This window comes from Phenylobacterium montanum (assembly GCF_018135625.1).
GTDB classification, from domain to species: domain Bacteria; phylum Pseudomonadota; class Alphaproteobacteria; order Caulobacterales; family Caulobacteraceae; genus Poindextera; species Poindextera montana.
In genome coordinates this window covers 1,282,483-1,300,731 of record NZ_CP073078.1, presented here as the reverse complement: position 1 = coordinate 1,300,731, position 18,249 = coordinate 1,282,483, and the positions used below count along the sequence as shown (strand labels likewise).

Here is an 18,249-nt window from a genome sequence, read left to right as displayed (position 1 = left end):
CGTCAATTGCGGCCCTTCCGGGCGGGCTGCTACGGCGGCGCTAGTTTCTGCATTACAGTCATAGAGCCGTCCGCGCCGAGGTCGATTGGTTGACCCGCACCAATGACGGCCTTTTGACCCAGGCTAACTTCGGCGCCGCGCAATGATGATCGCCGGACGTGCGATCGCCGTGATCCGCCAGCGCGGCATTCCATGCGGCCGAGCGAAATTTATCACCCGCGCGGACCGAAGGCTGAACGACGGCTTGCACACTCTCTACCGGATCTATGCGGTGGGTGGCGCAACGACTGGTGGGGCGCTGGCGGGGGTGACTAATGGCGCGGTCGCCGCGGCTGATCGTCCCGAAGCAAAGCTCGACGCTGCCTGGGCGAAGCGCTGGGCGCCCGCGCTCGCGGTAGAGTCGCCGATGATGACGCCGAAATCGATCGCCTGGTCCGACGAGGAGGTCTCGAACGAAAAGGTGATCTGCAGCCTCAGGGTGTCGCCTGCGGCGCTGCTGGCTAGCGAGCCCAGGTCGATGGCGTCGTCCTCGAACAGGCTGAGCTCGTCCGCCAGGGTCGCGCTCTGCTTGTAGAAGACGCTGGCGCCATTGACCTCGACGTTCAGGGCCGGGTCGGCGATGGTCTGGTTGGCGATCAGGCCGTAGAGGCCGAGCACCAGATCCTGCCGGCTCGCGAGCTGGGTCAGGTCGACGGTGACGTCCAGTTCGTCGCTGACGGTCTGTTCTGCGGTTCCGGCAGCGGCGTGGCGGCCGCCCAACTGGCCCATGGCGAAGATGGTGGGGTTAGCGCCGAAGGCCGCTTGGATGTCGGGATTGACCGACGTCACCGACCAGATTCCTGCTGTGGGCGCTCCAGTGATTACCGCCTGGGCGTCATATCCCCCGGCCAGGAGCGGCGCAGGATCGCCGATCGAGGCGGTCGCCCGTCCATTGTCCGAGCCGGCCACGGTGATGGAGCCGCTGGCATAGACCGATTGGATGAGCTGGCCGGGCGTGCTGCTGGTTTCCGCATCGACGATCAGCGAGCCGGTGGCCGCCGTGTCCGTGGCGGTTGCGAGCGCCGTTCCTGAAGTCGAGCCCGCGCCGCCGGTTGCATTGGCGGCGACATTGGCTATGTCGCTCGCTGACGCTGTGACAGAGGCGACGGCGCTTCCGCCCGCGCCATAGATCGTCCCGGCGCCGCCTGCGCCGCCGATCGCGTTCGCTGTGGCGGCCACATCCCGCACGCCGGAGGCGGCGATCACTGCGTTGGCCCGGGCGCCGGCCCCGCCGTCTGAGCCGCTCAGGCCCGCACCGCCCGCGCCGCCTACTGCTTCCGCATAGAAGGCGAGTTGCTTGGTCATGTCCGTCCCACCGACAGCGTCAGTCAGGTGAGAGGTCGCCTCGCCGCCGCGTCCGGCCGCCCCGCCGTCGCTGGAACCGCCTGCGCCGCCGATGGCGTTCTGGGCCAGCATCAACTGGCCGCCCGCCGCCGAGCCGGTCGCCGCGTTGAGCAGATAGGCATAGGCCCCAACTCCACCGTCAGCGCCGTCTAGGCCGGCGCCGCCATCGCCGCCCGTGCGTACGACAATGCCGTCGGCGCTCGCTCCGCCGGTCACGCTGACGGAGCCCGCAGCCTGGCCGCCCGCGCCGCCCTTGTGGCCGGTCCCGTCGCCCGCGCCGCCGGCGCCGCCCGTGGCGTTCGCGTTGGCGTAGACTTGGCTGGAGTTGGTCGCGGCGCCGATCGCGACAGCGGCAGCCCGCCCCCCCAGGCCGCCGTTCCCTTTGCTGGCCACGGAGCCGCCCGCGCCGCCGACGGCGGCGGCATAGCCGGTCAGGGGCGCAGAACCGGCGCCCGTATTGTCGTCGTTGGCGTGAGCGCCGCCGCCGCCGCCGCCTGTCCCGCCGGCCTCGCCGGCGCCGCCCGCGCCGCCGGTCGCACTGGCTGTGGTGGCAAGCGCCGCCGTGCCGGCCGCGCCGCCGGTGATGTCGTCGGTGGCGTAGGCCGTGCCGCCGTTTGAGCCCGAGAGGCCCGCGCCGCCGGCGCCGCCCACGGCCGCCGCTGTCGTTGTTGCGGATCCTGACTCTGCGGTGTCGGCGCTGTCGTCGCGCGAAAGCGTCGAGGTGGCGGCCCCGGCCAGACCGCCGACGGCGCCCGTGGCGCTTCCGCCGGCGCCGCCGACCGCCGTCTGAGTCAGAATCAGCGCGCCGCCGCCGTTTGAGCCGGTGACGGCGTTTTTCATGTAGCTCGAGGCTCCGTTCCCGCCGGGGCCGGCTGTCGTGTTGTAGGGATAGCCGCCGCTGGGGACCGCATCGCCGCCCGCGCCGCCCGTCTGGGTGGCCGAAACCGATACCGGTCCGTCCCCGTCGCCGAAACCTGCGGCCTGGGCATTCGCCAGGCCGCCATTGCCCGCAGCATCATAGGAGCCGGCCCCACCCGCGCCGCCGATCGCAACGCTGGCGACATTGACCGCCCCTGCGCCGGTGGTGGTGTTGCTGGCGACGGCGCCGCCGCCATTCCCTCCCGTCGGGCTCGCCGCCCCCGCCCCGCCGTTGGCGGCCGCCGCAGTATTCACCTGCTGGCTCTGAGTGGCGTTCAAGGTATCGTCGAAGATCAGTCGCGAGACGGCCTGACCGCCCGACGCCCCCTTTCCGTCGCTGGGGCCGCCTAAGCCCCCGTTCGCCGTTTGGGTGAGGGTTAAGGTCCCATGATTGGTCCGGCCGTCTACTGCGTTGACCAACTCGGCGCGCCGGCCCCCGCCGGGCATTATGTAGCCATAGCCACCCCCGCCCGAGCCTCCGGTGCTGGTGGCCGAGGCGGTGGCGATTCCGCCAAGGCTGGTCGCCGCTGCGAAGGCGCCCGCCCAGCTAAGGCCGCCCCCGGCCGATTGGCCGCTGAAGTCCCCGCCGAATTGTCCAAGCGCCTCACCACCGGTCGCCACGGCTGTCGCCGTGGCCGCGGCCCCGCCCCTGGCGTATGCCGAGGCCGAGGCAGCGCCCGGATAATGGCCGCCTGTACCGCCGAGGGCCGTGGCCGTGGCATGGGCCGTACCCACGTCATTCAGCGCGCCCGCGACCGCCGTAGCCTTGCCACCACTTTCTGCGCCGGGGTTGCCGTAGCTGGTTGGGCCTTCCGGAGGACCGTCGTAGCCGCCTGTTCCGCCCGTGGCCGAGGCGCCGGCCAAGGCCGCGCCCGGGTTGCTGGCTCTGGTCAGGGCGCTGGCTGTCGCCGCGCCGCCTGTACCTCCGATCCCGCTGCCGTAGATCTCCTCACCGTTTTCGTCGAAATAGTCGTAGGCGCCGCCCTGGCCGCCGTTCCCGCCGGTCGCTGTGGCGAGGTTGGTCAAGTCGCTCGAGGTGGTGTTGGTCGCGACGGCGGCGTGACCCGGGGTAGCGTCCACATGATTCGGATCGCCATTGACCCCATCCGCCCCATTGGCGCCGACCACGACGACATCCGACACGACGATCCTCCTTGGTCCGCCTGTTTCCGGCGCCACTAATTTTGGCAAATAGATACAGCACACACTCTTGGTTGTCCCAAGCGTGGCTGGAAGCAAAAGCTGCTTTCCAAGCCGGCTTTTGCGCTCAACATATGGGGAATGCCCAAAATATGCGGAAATGAATGCTGCCAGTTCGCGGGAGGTGGAATCGAGAGGTCCTGCGATGGCGACCAATCGCAAATTGGCGATGCGAGAGCCAACCGGCCAACCAGCCCGCGCGACATCGCTCGTTTTGCGATGGCCTCTACCACAGTGACGCTCCCGCGACGGAAGGGAGGCGCTGAAGCGGAAATTTGAGCTGATAGCTGATTGATCACACGGCCCTGGAACGTTCGAAGGCTCCATTTCCATTGCAGTTCGAATTCAGCTCTGCGCCACCCCTTCTAGCTCCAGGCGCCGCGCGAGAGGCGCCAGTTCCTCGGCATGGCGTCGCCACTGCTCGACAGCGTGCGCGTATACAGGCCGGCGCACCTGTACGGCGCTGTGGGTGCTGCTGGCGGCGGGATTGGCCTGGGGCGCCAAGCAGGCCGGATTCCAGTCCAGACCGCACGCGGCGATCAGCCGGCGGGTATGCCCCTCCTGGTCCGCGACCAGGTCCTCATAGGCTATAGTAATCACTCTCTCCCCCAGGGCGTCACGCCAATGAGCCGCGAGCCGCAGATGGGCGGCGATGTAGCGGCCGAGATCGTCGAGGTCGTAGGAGAACGGATAGCCCTGCCGGAACAGGGTCTTGAACATGGCGTAGCCGCTGGCCATCGGCCGCCGCGTCACCTGAACCAGCTTGGCGCCCGGCAGGCCGGCGGCGATCAGGCCGGCATAGAGCTCATTCATCGGCAGCTTGTCGATGAAGCGCGGCGCGTCCGTCGCGCGCGGTTCGACCCGCTCCAGGTAGAGGCTGCCTATCCGGTCTGGCGCCTGGGCCGCGAGCTCAACCAGCGCCTGCTTGGGCGTCGGCCGACCGCCGGCCAGGGCCGCGCCGACGGTTGTGACCGAGGTCGGCAGGTCGTTGAGTTCGCCCAGGGAGGCGACATCGGGATGGCTGCTCAGGATGCGTTCGACCAGGGTGGTGCCGGAGCGGGGGAGGCCGAAGACGAAGATCGGCGCGGCGGAGGTCGGTCCTTGGGGAGCGCCGGCCAGCCAGGCGGCGTCATAGGTTCGACGGATCAGATCGAGCGTCTCGACGTCAGCGCCGACGTCGTAGCTCAGGCGGCGGCGGCGAAGGCCAGCGCCTAGGCGAAGTTGTTCGAAACTGGCCCGATCCTCGCCCAGGTCCTCGTATTCCTTGGCCAGGGCGTAGCGCAGTTGGACCTCGCCTTGCCAGGCGGCCGGCGGCGGGGTGAGGCGAGTCTTCAGGGGCTCGACGTGGTTGCGATCCCGGGTCTGGGTTCGCAGCTGCGAGCGCAAGCCCCAGGCCTCCCAGTCGTCTGGGCGGGCGGCGATGACCTGGTCGAGCAGGATCTCGGCCTCGGCGAAGCCGCCGGTGAAGCGCAGCACGGTGGCGAGGTTGAACTTGAGCGCCGGATCGTCCGGCAGGGCCGCCTGGGCTCTGCGCAGCCAGTCGAGCGCCCGGGCGTGGTCGCCAAGCAGCGAGAAGATGTTGCCGAGCTCATGTTGCAGCCGAGGATCTGCACCGATGCCTGCCTCCAGCGTCCGGGCCGCGGCGACGGCCTCGTTCAGCCGGGCGGCGGTCGCGAGGCATCGCACCTGCTGCAGTCTCAGGGTCGGGTCGCCCGGCGTCAGGGCTAGACCGCGATCTGCGGCTTCCAGGGCCCGGCCGGGCTGGCCGAGGTCCAGGGCCAGCACGCTGGCGGTCAGCCAGCCCGGCGCAAAATCCGGATGGGCGGTCAGGAGCGCATCGACCGCGCGGCGCGCCGCCCCGGCATCGCGCCGGGCCATCGCCGCGCGCGCGGCCCGGTCCATGTCCACGGCGGGGGCGGCGCCCATCAGCCGCGCAATCCGCTCAGCCAGCCTTGCGCCGGCCGGCCAGAACCGCGTCGAGCCAGAACCAGCACATCGCATGCGCGCCGCTCTCGGCGATGTTGCCCGGATTGACCGAGATCTCCAGCCAGACGCCGTCCAGCATCAGCATGAAGGCCGTGGTCAGTTGTTCGAGATCCACCTCGACGCCGGCTTCGACGGTGAGGTCCTCCAGCGCCTGCTGCAGCAGGGCGCGGCGGCCGTTCAGGTAGCGGGTGAACGAGGCTTTCAGTTCGGGCAGGCTGCGCGACAGCTGCCAGAAGGCGATGCTGGCGCCGATCGAGCTGTCGCCGGCCCAGTCGGTGGACAGATAGGTGTGGATCACCGCGTCCATCCGCGCCCGGGCGTTGGGATAGGCGGCGTTGACCACCGGCTCCAGGCTGGCCATGAAGCGTTCGACCAGCAACTCGTAGGCGGCGACCAGGAGATCGCGCCAGCCCTCGAAGAAGTGCTTCACCAGGCTGGGGGCGACGCCCATCTCGCGGCACACGCTGCGCAGGGACGTACCCTCCGCCCCGTCCCGCGCCAGGCAGGTCAGGGTGGTCTCGATCAGCTTCAGCCGCCGCTCGTCGTGGCTGAGCCGCTTGCGCCGTCCTGTCTCGCCCTGTGTTCCGTCCACGCCCAGCCGTTCCTGCGCCCGCGCTTCCGAAACCGGGAAGCCGCCTCACCGCGAGCCCATCCTTTCATCGATGTACCGTCGCATATCAAGGTTGGCGTCCTCCATCGGCGCGTAGAACCCTTGCAGGTGGGCGCGGCAGCCCATGCCCTGCTGCACCCGCTCGCAGATCGCCCAGTCCTGCTGGTTGACCACGTCCCAGAAGCTGGAGGCGTCGGTGTGGTCGAAGTCGTCCCGCGCCATCTCGGCCTCCGCGAACAGGAACAGGCATTCGACGCGGGTGCGGGAGGGGCCGAGCGGCCAGAGGATGAAGGCCGCCACGTGGTCAGCGGCGAGGCTGAGAAACAGGTTGGGATAGATCAGCTCGCCCTTGTGGCGGACCTTTTCGTCTTCGTTCAGGCCGGTGAAGGGCGCGCGCTTGGTCGTTCCGGTCCAGGTGAAGGTGGTGGCGCCTTCGCGATGGGGAATGCCGCGCTCCCATTCCAGGCCCGAGCCGCCCTGGCTGCGAAAGGCTGGGACGATGGCGCAGAGCTCCGGATGGACCGGGCCGCAGTGGTAGCATTCGTTGTAGTTCTCGCAGAGGATCTTCCAGTTTGCCTCGACCTCGTAGGCGATGCGATGGCCGATGCGCAGGTCCGCGAGCGGATAGTTGGCGATCCGCGCCGCCGCCGGGCCGATCTGACCTTCCAGCGGCTGGGCCTTGGCCGGGGTCAGATGCAGGAAGACGAAGCCGCCCCATTCGGCGCAGCCGACGGGATAGAGCGACAGGCGCTCGCGCGGAAAGTCGGCGTCGTCGCTGAGGAACGGCGCGCCGATCAGCTCGCCCGCGGGGCTGTAGGTCCAGGCATGGTAAGGGCAGCGGATCAGCCCGGTGGGGGAGACCGCTGGGGGCAACTCGGGTCGGCCTGGCTTCTGCTCGCCCGGCGCGGGGCAGAGCCGAGCGCCGCGATGGCGGCAGACATTGTAGTGGGCGTGCAGGGCGCCATCCTTGCCGCGGACCAGCAGCACGCTCTCGCCGGCCAGTTCGACCACTCGCCAGGCGCCCGGCCCCTGGATTTCCTCGGTGCGGCAGACCGCCATCCATTCGCGGGTGAAGATCGCCTCCTTTTCGCGCGCGAAACGGCCGGGGTCGGTATAGGCGGTGGAGGGCAGGGACGGCTCTAGCCCAGGAATGTGCAGGGTTTGCTGCATGTTCGAGCCTCCAGGCTATTCGGCCGCCACGGCGGGCGCCGGCAGTCCGTTGTCGATGCGATAGGGCAGGGCCTCGGCCGGCGCGTCGAGGGTGCGGGCGTAGAGGTGGCCCGAATAGACCGCGTGGACCAGGGCGCCTGGCGCGGCGGCGTCGCCGATCCGGTCCACGCTGCGCACCCCCGCTTCGGCCCATTCTCCCTTACGGGCGACCAAGGCGTCGTAGAGCGCGCTGCGCGGCCGGCGATGGCCCACCACCACCAGCGAAGCGCAAGGCAGCTCGGCCTGGGCGCGGGTGAAGATGTCCTCGGTCACCAAAAGGCCCGGCATATAGGCGGCCACGCTGCGCCGGGTGATCAGCTCCACGCCCAGCCGCGCCAGGTTCATGTGCACGTTGGGCTGCTCGTTGTTCATGATCGTCCAGGCCGAGGCGAAGCCGGCCGGGGTCACATAGGTCACGTCCAGGCCCTGGGCCGCCAGCCGCTCGGCGATGCAACCGCCCATGTAGTAGTTGTCGTAGTCGAACACGGCGACCGGCCCCTGGATCGGCCGGCCGGCGAAAACGTCCTGCGGCGTGAACACGCCGGGGCCCTGGAACAGTTCGCCCGGGGTCTCCATGCGTGCGTCGTAGGCGGCGGGAACCCAGTCGCAGCCGGTGGCGATCACCACCCGCTCGGCGCCGAAGCCCAGCACTTCGTCGGCGCCGAGTTCGCTGTCCAGATAGAGCTGGGCGTTGGGCAGTTTGACGAGGGCGCCGAGGCGATAGTCGAGCACGCGGCGCCAGGCGTTAAGGCCCGGCAGCTCGGCCTCGTCCAGGATCCGGCCGCCGGCCCGGTGGGCCTTGTCGGCTATGGCGACCTCATAGCCGCGGCGGGCCAGGGTCAGGGCGCAGTCCAGGCCGGCCGGCCCCGCGCCGACCACCAGCACGCGGTCGGCGGACCCGGCTCTCTCGTAGCGCTCGGGATGCCAGCCGCGGCGCCATTCCTCGCCGATGGTGGGGTTCTGGGTGCAGCGGACCGGCACCCCGTCGTGCCAGCTGGAGATGCAGATGTTGCAGCCGATGCACTCGCGAATCTCGTCCTCGCGGCCCTCGTCCAGCTTGCGCGGCAGGAACGGGTCGGCGATCGAGGGCCGGGCGGCGCCGATCAGGTCTAGCACGCCGCGGCGGATCTGCGAGACCATGGCGTCGGGCGAGGTGAAGCGGCCGACCCCGACCACCGGGCGGCTGGTCAGGCTTTTGACGAAATCGATCACCGGCTCGTGGCTGCCCTCCGGCCGGAAGCGCGAGCTGCCGCAGTCGGTGGGGCTTGAGTCCAGCTTGACGTCCCACAGGTCCGGCAGGTCGCCCAGCTCGGCCACCACCTCGTGCGCCTCGGTGGCCAGCTCGGTCCCCGGCCGCTGGCGCAGCTCGTCCAGACTGATGCGCAGGGCCACGCCACAGGTGTCGCCCACCGCCTCCTTGACCGTCTCCAGCGCCTCGCGGATCAGGCGGGTGCGGTTCTTCACACTGCCCCCATAGGCGTCCTCGCGGCGGTTGTAGGCCGGCAGCAGGAACTCGTGCAGCAGGTAGCCCATGCCGGCATAGACATAGACGATGTCGAAGCCGGCGCGCTTGGCTCGGATGGCGGCGTCGCGATACCAGCCGAGGAAGGCCTTGATGTCGTCCTGGTTCATGGCGCGGGCGCGCTGGTTGGACATGAAGCCCACATGGGTCGACATCCAGCCGACGCCGGAGGGGGACAGGGGCGGGATGCGGCTCGACCGGTTCATGGTCGCCGCGCCGCCGTGCCACAGCTCCACGCCCGCCAGCGAGCCGTGCCGATGCACCGCCTCGGTCATCAGGGCGTGGGCGCGGACGTCGTGCTCGTCCCACAGGCGCGCGGCGGGCAGAGGGGAATCGTCCGAGCTCGGATGGATCGAAACCGCGCCGGTGCAGACCACGCCCCAGCCGCCCTCGGCTTTCACCTCACGAAAGGCGGCGCGGACCTGGGGCAGGACGTTGGTCATGCCGCTGGCGTGGGGGACTTGGTAGAACCGATTGGGCGCGGTGACCGGCCCGATCTTCACCGGTTCGAAGAGAATGTCCCATCGAGGGTCGCGGGGCATGGGGGCGTTCCCAATCGTTCGATCTATTACTTAACATATGTACAGTTAATTCGTGAGCGTGGCAACGCCGCTCAGACCCACTGGCGCTTGAACGTGCTCGTCCAGCGCCTGCGCCGCACCTCGCGGCCGTTCTCCAGAAGCACGCAGGTCAGGTCCATGTCGAAGGTGTCGGCCGTGCTGCGCAGGGCGCCGTCGGTCTTGACCTGGACCAGGCGTCGGCCGGCCAGGGGACGGAAGTCGTCATGCGTGCTGATAGTCAGGCCGGCATGGGCCGGATCGCTGTCCTTGACCTCGCAGCCGATGCGGTCGTCACCCATCAAAAAGCTGGCGCGAGTGAGGCCGGTGACCCGGTCGACGTGGGCGTCGTAGGAGCGCATGGCGTCGAAGCCTTCGCCAGGCTGGGCGATCCGATGGTCGGACAGAACCGGCAGCGAGCCGGGCAGGAACGGCGTCTCCTCCAGCACCGGCAAGGCGATGAACGAAGCGAGTTCCCCGCCGGCAAACAGGGTGGTGGTCATGGGATAGGGAGACGGCCAGACCACCGGGAAATAGGCGTTGGTCACCACCACGCGGATGCGGTGGCCGGGCGGGAAATGGTAGCCCTTGCAGAACAGCTCGATGTCCAGAGTCACCATCTCGTCCGGCGGCAGGGGCTCAGGGCTCACATGCGAGTGGCGGTGGGTCCCGTTCAGGAAGCCGTAGGAGACGATGTAGGAGGTCCCGTCCGGCGCGACGTCGTTGACCCGCACGATCCAGTTGGCCTGGGGCGCGCTCGCCGAGGCGAACAGGCGCGCGCGGACAAAACCCAGCATCTCCAGCGGCTGACGCAAGGGCGGAGTGTCGAAGACCAGGCCCCAGGCGTCGTCCTCGCGCGAGTCCAGGCCGTAGTAGCCTTCGTAGGTGCTGGGGCCGATCGACTCGCTGAAGCCGCCGGTCGCCGGGTGATAGGCGAGCCTGAGTTCAGAGGCTTCGGGCGTGGTCTCGGTCAGGTCGCCGCCCTGGCCGTGCTCGGGCCGCAGATAGAAGCGCTTGCCGGGATCGAACACGCTGTCAGGCCAGGCGTCGGCGAAGCGCCATTCGCCCGGGATCGGGCCGGCGTCGCGAAAGCTCTGCCGCCGCCAGGTCGGCATGTAGTAGGCGACCCTGGGCTCGGTCAGCACGCCGTTGTCGCGCCCGTGAAGGAAATGGTCGAACCAGCGCGACTGCATCCGCCGCCAGTCCAGCACCGGCCCCGGCCAGGTCATGCCGTGGTTCCAGGGGCCCAGAATGCCATGCGTGAGCGCCGGGGCGTGCTTCATGATCCGCGGCACGAAGTTCTGGTACATGTCCAGGTAGCCGCCGGCGAGATAGGTCGGGATAGTCAAAAGGCCGTACTGGTCGGGCGCCAGCGACCCACGCCGATAGTGCGGCCCGTCCAGCTGGTTGTTCAGGAAGGTCTGCAGCCAGGGCGGGGTGTTCCAGCGGTCCATCGCCGCCTTGGAATGCAGGTCGTAGTCGGGGCCTCCGGGGGCGGCGATGTCGGTGATCATGCCCAGCGCCCAGGAGGCGTCGACCATCATCTGGATGCCGCCCGGACTATGGATGTCGTCGGTGTAGCGGTCGTCCGTGCCGCCGCGGACGAAGATCGCCTTCAAGGGCTCCGGCTTGTAACGGGCCGCCATCCAGATCGAGTTGAAGGCGGAATAGGAGGTGCCGTACATGCCGACGGCGCCGTTGGACCAGGGCTGGCGGGCGATCCACTCCACCACCCGGACCAGGTCATCGTATTCGTCGACGGCGTATTCGTCGGTCGGGACGCCTTCCGAGCCGCCCGAGCCACGCACGTCGAGATACAGACTGGCGAAGCCATCCAGGGCCTGGCCGACCATCTCGCGGGCCAACTCGCCGGTAGGCTCGTTGCGATAGGGATCGGCGGCCATCTGGGCGCCGACGCGAACGCCCGAGCGCACCTTGTCCGGCAGGTAGAGCAGGGCGTTCAGATGCACGCCGTCGGGCATGCGCAGGCGCAGGTTCTCGAAATGGACGCCCGGAACCATGGCCTCCGATCGCGGCCAGAGCCCGGGCGAGACCTTTACATCGGCCGCGTCGACGGACCAGATGTGTTCGCGCCGCTGGAGCTCGCCGGCGAATGTGCTGGGCGCGGCGAGAAGGCCGCCGGCCAGGATTGCGCGCTGCAACAGCTGGCGACGGGCGAGCCGCATCAGGCCGTCCGCCGCTTACCAGGGTCGATGACCAGCCAGATCAGCGCCCCGGCCAGCGCGAAGCCGGCGCCGACCAGGAACGGCGCATTCCAGTTTCCGTGAGCCGAGAGCGCCGCCACCAGCGGGGTGGCGACGATGCCGCCGAGATTGCCGCCGGTGTTGAGCAGCCCGCCGGCGGCGACCGCGTCTTCCCGGCCGATCTCCATCGAGGCGGCCCAATAGCTGCCCTCGGTCATCTCCACCAGGCCGAAGGCCAGGGCGAGGCCGGCCAGGGCGACCATGGCCTGGTCGGTATGGGCGACCAGCAGCAGGCAGAGTCCGGCCGCCGGCAGGGCGATCAGAGGCGTGATGCGCAAGCCGACCTTGGCCCCGAACCGCGCCGTCAGTGCGCTGCCGGTGAACCCGCCCAGCATCGCCCCCAGCGCGCCCGCGAGCGGCGGCGCCGCCGCGCCGAAGCCGCCCTGCAACTCGCTGAAGTGGCGGGCCTGGATCAGGTAGAGGAAGCTCCAGAAGGAGATCATGTAGAAGACGAAGTTCATCGCAAGGTACGAGACGCTGAGACCCAGAAGGTCGCGGTCCAGCAGGAGGCGCAGCACCCGCCGCAGGCTGGCGGGCTGCGTCGAGGGCTCACGGGCGGAAAGGTCCAGCTCCTGCAGCTCGTCCGGTCCGACGTCGGGGTGCTCGTGTGGGGTGTTGCGCCCGTCGCGCCACCACAGGCCGATGAGGACCAGCACCGGCAGGGCCACCCAGACCAGGGCCGCGCGCCAGCCGATCACCACCATCAGCGAAGCGATCACCGCCGGCGCCGCCGCTGCGCCGAGGCCGATGCCGCCGCTGGAGAGGCCCTGGGTCAGGGCCCACTGGCGCGAGGGAAACCAGCGTTCGAGCGTGCCGGACAGAAGGCCGAAGAAGGGCGCCTGCACTGCGCCCAGCACCAGTTGCGCCGCCACCAACCCGCCGAACAGCACCGTGCCTGCGGAGATCGCCGGCAACAGCGGAGTCGCCAGGGTGGCGGCCACGCCGACGACGCCGCAGACCACGAACATGATCCGCGCCCCGACCGCCTGGCCCAGCACGCCGCCGGGGAATTGCAGGGCGGCGTAGGTGGTGAGAAAGGCCGTCTCCAGCCAGCCGATCTGCACCTGGGTCAGGCCCAACTCCGGCATCATGCGTTCGGCCGCCACCGACAGCATGGTCCGCTGGACGTAGGCGGCGAAGGTGAAGGCGAACAGGAACAGGAAGATCCGCCAGCGGACCCTGGCCGGACGGCGCACGGCCGAGGCGGCGCTAGTGGCGAAGGACAAGCCGCAGCCCTACGGTCAGTGGCCGGCTGACAAACTCGGCCGGCTCGAAGGCGTGGTAGAGCGGATAGGTCCCCGCTGCTCCGCCGTCGGAGGACAGGGACGAGGCGGCGGAAACCCCCTTGGCGTCGAACAGGTTATGCACGAACAGCTGCGCCTGAAGCTTGGGCGTCAGCTGGGCCTGGACGTAGGCGTTGAACAGGGAATAGCCCGAAATCTTGCGGAAATTGTCGAGGCTGGTCTCGATCTGGTTGTCGAACCAGGAGCGGTACGAGCCGTCGAGGTGGAAGTCGACCTCATGGCCCGGGACCAGCTCCGGCGACCAGTCGATGGCGAAATTGACCTGATGGTGCGAGACGCCCGGCAGCAGCGTCCCGTTGGTCCCGAAATAGGCCCCGCCGTCGACCGAGAAGCTCTGGGTCAGGGCTGCGTCGGTATAGGAATAGCCGCCGGACAGGCTGAGTTCGGGCGAGACCCTGTAGTCGCCCTCCAGTTCGACGCCGTAGGATCGAGCCGTGCCCCCGTTGATGATCACCGGCGTGCCCGAGACGGCCGAAACCTCGAGCTGGATGTTGCTCCATTCGATGTCGTAGAGCGCCGCCGAATAGCGCAGCCGGCCCAGGAGCCCCTTGATCCCCAGCTCGAAATTGTTGGCGTGGTCGTCGCCGAAGGTCTGCAGCGCTGCGCTGTCGCAGAAAGCGCAGGTCCCGATCGGGTAGGCGTTGGCCCCGCCGGCGCGGAAGCCCTGGGAGAAGGTGAAATAGGTCAAGGTGTGCGGCCCCAGGTCGTAGGACATGTTGGCCTTGAAGATGGCGCTGGTCGAGGTCTTGCGGCCTGAGCCCTCCGACGTCCCCAGGCTGTCCGAGCCGAAGGTCGTGCCGGCCCCGTAGATGTGCTGGATCGTGGTCTGGGCGAAGGTCTCCTGGAACACTCGCGCGCCGCCGGTGATCCGCCAGGCCGGCGTGATATGCCAGGTCAGCTCGCCGAAGCCCGCCGTGTCGGAAAAGCGCACATCGCGCTTGAAGTCGTAGGTCAGGTCCGGCGGCGACAGGGTCCCGGGCCGGGTGCCGCCGTAGTAGTCGACCAGCTGGTCGGCCCAGGTCCCGACCCCGTCCGGGCCGCTGCCGTCCAGATTGGCCCAGGCGGCGAAGCCGGGCACGGTCTCGATGCTGTAGGCCTGGGTCCGGCGCAGCTGGTAATAGACCCCGGCCACATAGTCGAAATGATCGCCGCGGGGCGAGACTAGCCGCACCTCCTGGGTGAAGGCGGCGTCGCGGTTGAAGTCGTAGTTGGTGGTCGTGGTCCTGGGATAAGCCCCGTAATAATAGGGATATTTCACGTCCAGGCCGCTGTTGTCGTACATGTCGTCGGTGCCGACATTGTAGTACGAGGTCGACGAGGTGATGGTCCCGAAGCCGAAGTCGGCGGTCAGGGTCAGAGCGCCGAGGTCGGTGTTGGTGTCGGCCGGGTTCAGCGGGATCCGGCGGTGGATCACATAGTTCGAGCCTGGCGCCTCGAACGAGAACCCGTTCGATTGGTCGTTCTGGTGCTGGTAGGCCAGTTCGGCCGTGAACCAGTCGGTCGCCTTCCACAGGGCGTCGCCGCGGGCGTACCAGACCTTGCTGCTGTTGATCCCGTGCAGGGTGGTGGTGACGAAACCGCTGTTCAGGGGATCGGCCGGATTGGCCAGCAGGGGCTGGGCGTTCAGGGGCAGGAAGGCCCCATTGTGATTATAGACCACTGCATTGTCGGCGTTGATGAACCCCGCTTCCTGGCCCCAGCCGCCATTCACGCGCACGGCGAACCGGTCGGTGACGGGCAGGTTCAGCATCACATCGGCGCTGTCGTTCGGTTTGTCGGCGTGGTCGCTGCCGGAGGCGCTCAGGTCGATGAAATAGTCCAGGTGCGAGGGATCGGGCTTGTTGTGGATGGTGCGGATGGTCCCGCCCACCGAGTCTGCGCCAAACAGGGTGCCCTGTGGGCCGCGCAAGACCTCGATCCGCTCGATGTCGGTCAGTTTGAGGTTCACGAACAGGGGGGTGTCGTCGACATAGTTCGACACGGTGGCGCCGGCCAGGTTGGGGAACTCGCTTTCGCCCACGCCGACGTCGTTGGTGTTCACGCCGCGAATGATGAAGTTGTTGTTGATGTTGCCGGCGCGCGCGCCGTAGTCGGCGGCGGTCAGGCCCGGCACCGAATTCCTCAGGCCGTCAAGGTCGGTGATGCCGTTCTTCTCGATCGCCGCGCCGGATATGGCGCTGATGTTGTAGGGAATTTTCAGGACGTTTTCGGTCCGCCGGGTGGCGGTGACCACGATCTCGCCGATCTGCTCCGACGCTGGCTTGGTGGCCGTGGTCTGGCCCAGTGCGAGGGCGGGGCAGAGCCCGGCGAGGGTGGCGAGCGCTGTGCCGAAGGCGAAATACGAGCGGCTCATCCCGACGAACTCCCCCAATGGTCTGCCGCTTTTGGACAGGTTGACGCCGCAGTTTGCGACGGCCCGATGCGAGGCGCTCGCAGTAGGTGATACTACTGAACGAGTGTCAAGTGATGTATTTAACGATTGTACAATTGGCCGATGTCACCCTTTGGACCAAGTCGGGTCTGCTGTGTCGACGCCCGGCCGCGCCCGGATCAGGCGGCGGTGTTGAACTCCGCCTCGTGCGGATCTCGCAGCACATAACCGCGGCCCCACACGGTCTCGATGTGGTGCTGGCCATCGCCGGCTTCGGCGAGTTTCTTGCGCAGCTTGCAGATGAAGACGTCGATGATCTTGATTTCCGGCTCGTCGAGGCCGCCATAGAGATGGTTGAGGAACATCTCCTTGGTCAGGGTCGTGCCTTTCCTCAAGGTCAGGAGTTCGAGCATTTCGTACTCCTTGCCGGTCAGGGGAACGCGGGCGCCGTTCGCCTCGACGATCTTGTTGTCGAGATTGACGGTGAAGGCGCCGGTCCGGACCACCGACTGCGCGTGGCCCTTCGAGCGGCGCACCACGGCCTGGATTCTCGCCACCAATTCGTCGCGATGGAAGGGTTTGGTCAGGTAGTCGTCAGCGCCACCGGAAAAGGTGCGCACCTTGGTCTCGATCTCCGCCGATCCCGACAGAATCATGATCGGCGTCTGGATCTTGCCGACCCGAAGCGCACGAAGCACCTCCAGCCCGCTCATGTCCGGCAGGTTGAGGTCGAGCAGGATCAGGTCGTAGTCGTAGATCTTGCCGAGATCGACCCCTTCCTCCCCGAGGTCGGTGGTCGAGGTGTTGATGCCTTCGGCCTTGAGGATCAGTTCGAGGCTCTGCGCAACCGCCGCGTCATCCTCGATCAGCAACACACGCATAGTCGGTTCTCCGCGCTTCCGGCGGACCTGGAACGTTCCGCCCCAGGCCTGGCTGGGCCGTCTTCCTGGCCCGGACCCATAGGGCGGCTTCAGTCTTGATTAATGATGAATGGGGCTGGGTCCGCTCGCTAGCGGGACCACTCTGCCGCAGAGAAGAACGGGCGCCTTGGTGTCGGTTGGCCTCCCTCCGCGCCGAGCAACCCTCCAGCTCCGCCCGCGAAAAGGGACGTCGGTAGAGCTCAAGATCTCTCCGAACGTTTCCCCAAGAAAAGATCTGATGCTGGGGGCTCACCCCGCGCGGATCACGTGGCGGTGGGTGGTTTCGTCGCGCCATTCGTGCTCCTGCGTCGCCTCGAAGCGCACGGCGGCGCGGCAGACGCGCTGGAATTCCTCGAGGGTCGGCTCGGCCGGCAGCCGGTCCCGCAACGCCTGCAATTTGAGGGTGATCACCTCGCTGTGCCGCGCCAGCCTCGCAAAGGACAGCGAGGCTTCCAGCGCAAGGCTCGCCGCGCCGAAGGCCGGCGTTATGGCGCCGGCCATGATCACAGCGCCGCCGACCCAATGCGGTAGTTCGAGCCCCAGCCGCGGGGCCAGGGCGAAACTCGTGGCGAAGCTGGCCAGGATCGCGATGAATACCCAGAAGATCGTACCCTCGAACGCGTGGGTCCGATGCGAAAGCCGCTCGTTCAGACGCCCATGCATCTCGTGATAGGCGATCTGGCTTGTCAGAAGCTGGTCCATGGCCCACGCGCCCCAGTCGGCGGTCCGTCTGGCGTCGAAGCGCCCGCCCGGTGAACCGGCCTGGCGCCGGCAGGCGCGGGCGACGCGGATTGCGGGATCTTCGGGATCGAAGCCCTGTTCGCTGCGCGTGCTGATGCCCAGAGCCCAGGCGGCGCGCTCCAGTCGCAGCAGTTCGGCGACATGGCGCGCCTCGCCCCATCGCCGGCTTCGACCCGACCTCACGCCGCTGAACCAGACGCCGAAAGCGGCGAGGCCAAGCCCGAGTTCGCCCAGTACGGCGTAGATCTTGAAGCCGGGCCAGACCGTGGGGGACGACCCGACCGCGGCGGCCAGAAGCATGACGCTGGCTTGGAATACCTGCTGGGAACGGTGGACGGCGGCCAGTCGGGTCGCGGTTTCGTCGGCGGCTTCATAGGCTTCGGTCAGGATTTGGAAGCCGGCCTGGGCCGCCAGGCTCGGTGGAGGGGGCATGGACGGCGGCGCCGGCTCCGGGCGGCCGCCGATGACCCGGCGATAGAGAAAGAAACTGCGCCAGACCGTCGCTTCAAGCAGCCTGTCGATAGCTTGCGCGACCCTACCCGCCGGCGCCGGCCGCGCGATCACTGTCGATGGGCTCGGCTCCAGCGAGGGACGCAGATAGGCCTTCACGCGCTCGACGGAGGCTTCCCGGACGAGGGGGGCCTCGTCCCGCTGGAGCAGTTCGAGCACTTCGAGAAAGCTGAAATCCTCATCGACGGCTTCCGGCGCGATCAATCGGACCATCGCCGGCTTGGCGGGATCGACCCACAGGGCCGGAACCTTGCTCTTCAGGGCGAGGCGAACCGCATCCGATGTGCCGCCGGCGCCCCGTGCGACCTCGCCATTCCAAACCACGATCAAAAGGTCGGCGTCCTCGATCAGCCAGCGCGTCTGCACCAGGTGCGGGCTGCGCCCCTTGGCTTCGATCGCCGCGCCGTCCAGTACTGTCCGACGGGCGGCGACATCGGGCTGCTCGGCGCCGGGCTCCTCTGTGAGAAAGGGCAGTACCGCGTGGACCGGTCCCAAGCCCCGCTCCGACCAGACCTTGACCGCCAGGCTGTCGGCGCCCTCGGCAAGGCCTGTGGTCAGGACCGCACGCTCGACGCCCGCCGCGCAGATCAGGTCCACCGTCCGCCGAAGGGCGGCTTCGATGGTCGTCTGATCGCGGAGGTCTTCCGGGCGGTTGTGGCCGGCGAACGCGACGCGAACCTCTTGACTCATGATGGGCCCGGTCCCCCGCGCAGCCGCGAGGAAGAGATGAGACGAAACCGTGGATCGCTGCAAG

General features: G+C 68.4%; 10 protein-coding genes. All 10 read right to left on the bottom strand.

Translation table 11 applies throughout. The annotated features are described in order from the left end of the window. Nucleotides 1–264: 264 nt before the first annotated feature. Nucleotides 265–3,444: a beta strand repeat-containing protein gene (locus KCG34_RS26050; protein WP_211939429.1), complete on the bottom strand. Its 3,180-nt coding sequence runs from the start codon at nucleotides 3,442–3,444 to the stop codon at nucleotides 265–267. Nucleotides 3,445–3,846: 402 nt separating this feature from the next. Next, nucleotides 3,847–5,427, bottom strand: coding sequence for a tetratricopeptide repeat-containing sulfotransferase family protein (locus tag KCG34_RS05710; protein ID WP_211939428.1), 1,581 nt, complete (start codon nucleotides 5,425–5,427; stop codon nucleotides 3,847–3,849). A 16-nt stretch (nucleotides 5,428–5,443) separates the two neighbouring features. Continuing rightward, entirely contained in the window at nucleotides 5,444–6,079 is a 636-nt protein-coding gene (locus KCG34_RS05705) for a TetR/AcrR family transcriptional regulator (protein WP_211939427.1), read from the bottom strand. A gap of 45 nt (nucleotides 6,080–6,124) precedes the next feature. After that, entirely contained in the window at nucleotides 6,125–7,267 is a 1,143-nt protein-coding gene (locus tag KCG34_RS05700) for an aromatic ring-hydroxylating oxygenase subunit alpha (protein WP_211939426.1), read from the bottom strand. A gap of 15 nt (nucleotides 7,268–7,282) precedes the next feature. Continuing rightward, nucleotides 7,283–9,370: an oxidoreductase gene (locus tag KCG34_RS05695; protein WP_211939425.1), complete on the bottom strand. Its 2,088-nt coding sequence runs from the start codon at nucleotides 9,368–9,370 to the stop codon at nucleotides 7,283–7,285. Nucleotides 9,371–9,441: 71 nt separating this feature from the next. Continuing rightward, nucleotides 9,442–11,571: a CocE/NonD family hydrolase gene (locus KCG34_RS05690; protein WP_211939424.1), complete on the bottom strand. Its 2,130-nt coding sequence runs from the start codon at nucleotides 11,569–11,571 to the stop codon at nucleotides 9,442–9,444. Further along, nucleotides 11,571–12,875: an MFS transporter gene (locus KCG34_RS05685; protein WP_211939423.1), complete on the bottom strand. Its 1,305-nt coding sequence runs from the start codon at nucleotides 12,873–12,875 to the stop codon at nucleotides 11,571–11,573. Before KCG34_RS05685 ends, KCG34_RS05690 begins: the two co-directional genes overlap by 1 nt. Next, nucleotides 12,859–15,306: a TonB-dependent receptor gene (locus tag KCG34_RS05680; RefSeq protein ID WP_211939422.1), complete on the bottom strand. Its 2,448-nt coding sequence runs from the start codon at nucleotides 15,304–15,306 to the stop codon at nucleotides 12,859–12,861. Before KCG34_RS05680 ends, KCG34_RS05685 begins: the two co-directional genes overlap by 17 nt. A gap of 197 nt (nucleotides 15,307–15,503) precedes the next feature. Next, the gene (gene ctrA / locus KCG34_RS05675; RefSeq protein WP_211939421.1) at nucleotides 15,504–16,205 is read right to left on the bottom strand and encodes a response regulator transcription factor CtrA; all 702 of its coding nucleotides are present in this window, start codon (nucleotides 16,203–16,205) and stop codon (nucleotides 15,504–15,506) included. 288 nt (nucleotides 16,206–16,493) lie between these two features. Then, a complete protein-coding gene (locus KCG34_RS05670) occupies nucleotides 16,494–18,185 on the bottom strand; it encodes a hypothetical protein (protein ID WP_211939420.1) in 1,692 nt (563 codons plus the stop codon). Between the last annotated feature and the right edge of the window lie 64 nt (nucleotides 18,186–18,249).

Excerpts from the sequence above, each read along its gene's own strand:
- KCG34_RS05695 (WP_211939425.1), bottom strand. The coding sequence starts at position 9,370 with ATGCCCCGCGACCCTCGATGGGACATTCTCTTCGAACCGGTGAAGATC.
- KCG34_RS05670 (WP_211939420.1), bottom strand. The coding sequence starts at position 18,185 with ATGAGTCAAGAGGTTCGCGTCGCGTTCGCCGGCCACAACCGCCCGGAA.
- KCG34_RS05710 (WP_211939428.1), bottom strand. The coding sequence starts at position 5,427 with ATGGGCGCCGCCCCCGCCGTGGACATGGACCGGGCCGCGCGCGCGGCG.
- KCG34_RS05690 (WP_211939424.1), bottom strand. The coding sequence starts at position 11,571 with ATGCGGCTCGCCCGTCGCCAGCTGTTGCAGCGCGCAATCCTGGCCGGC.
- KCG34_RS05680 (WP_211939422.1), bottom strand. The coding sequence starts at position 15,306 with ATGAGCCGCTCGTATTTCGCCTTCGGCACAGCGCTCGCCACCCTCGCC.
- ctrA (WP_211939421.1), bottom strand. The coding sequence starts at position 16,205 with ATGCGTGTGTTGCTGATCGAGGATGACGCGGCGGTTGCGCAGAGCCTC.
- KCG34_RS05700 (WP_211939426.1), bottom strand. The coding sequence starts at position 7,267 with ATGCAGCAAACCCTGCACATTCCTGGGCTAGAGCCGTCCCTGCCCTCC.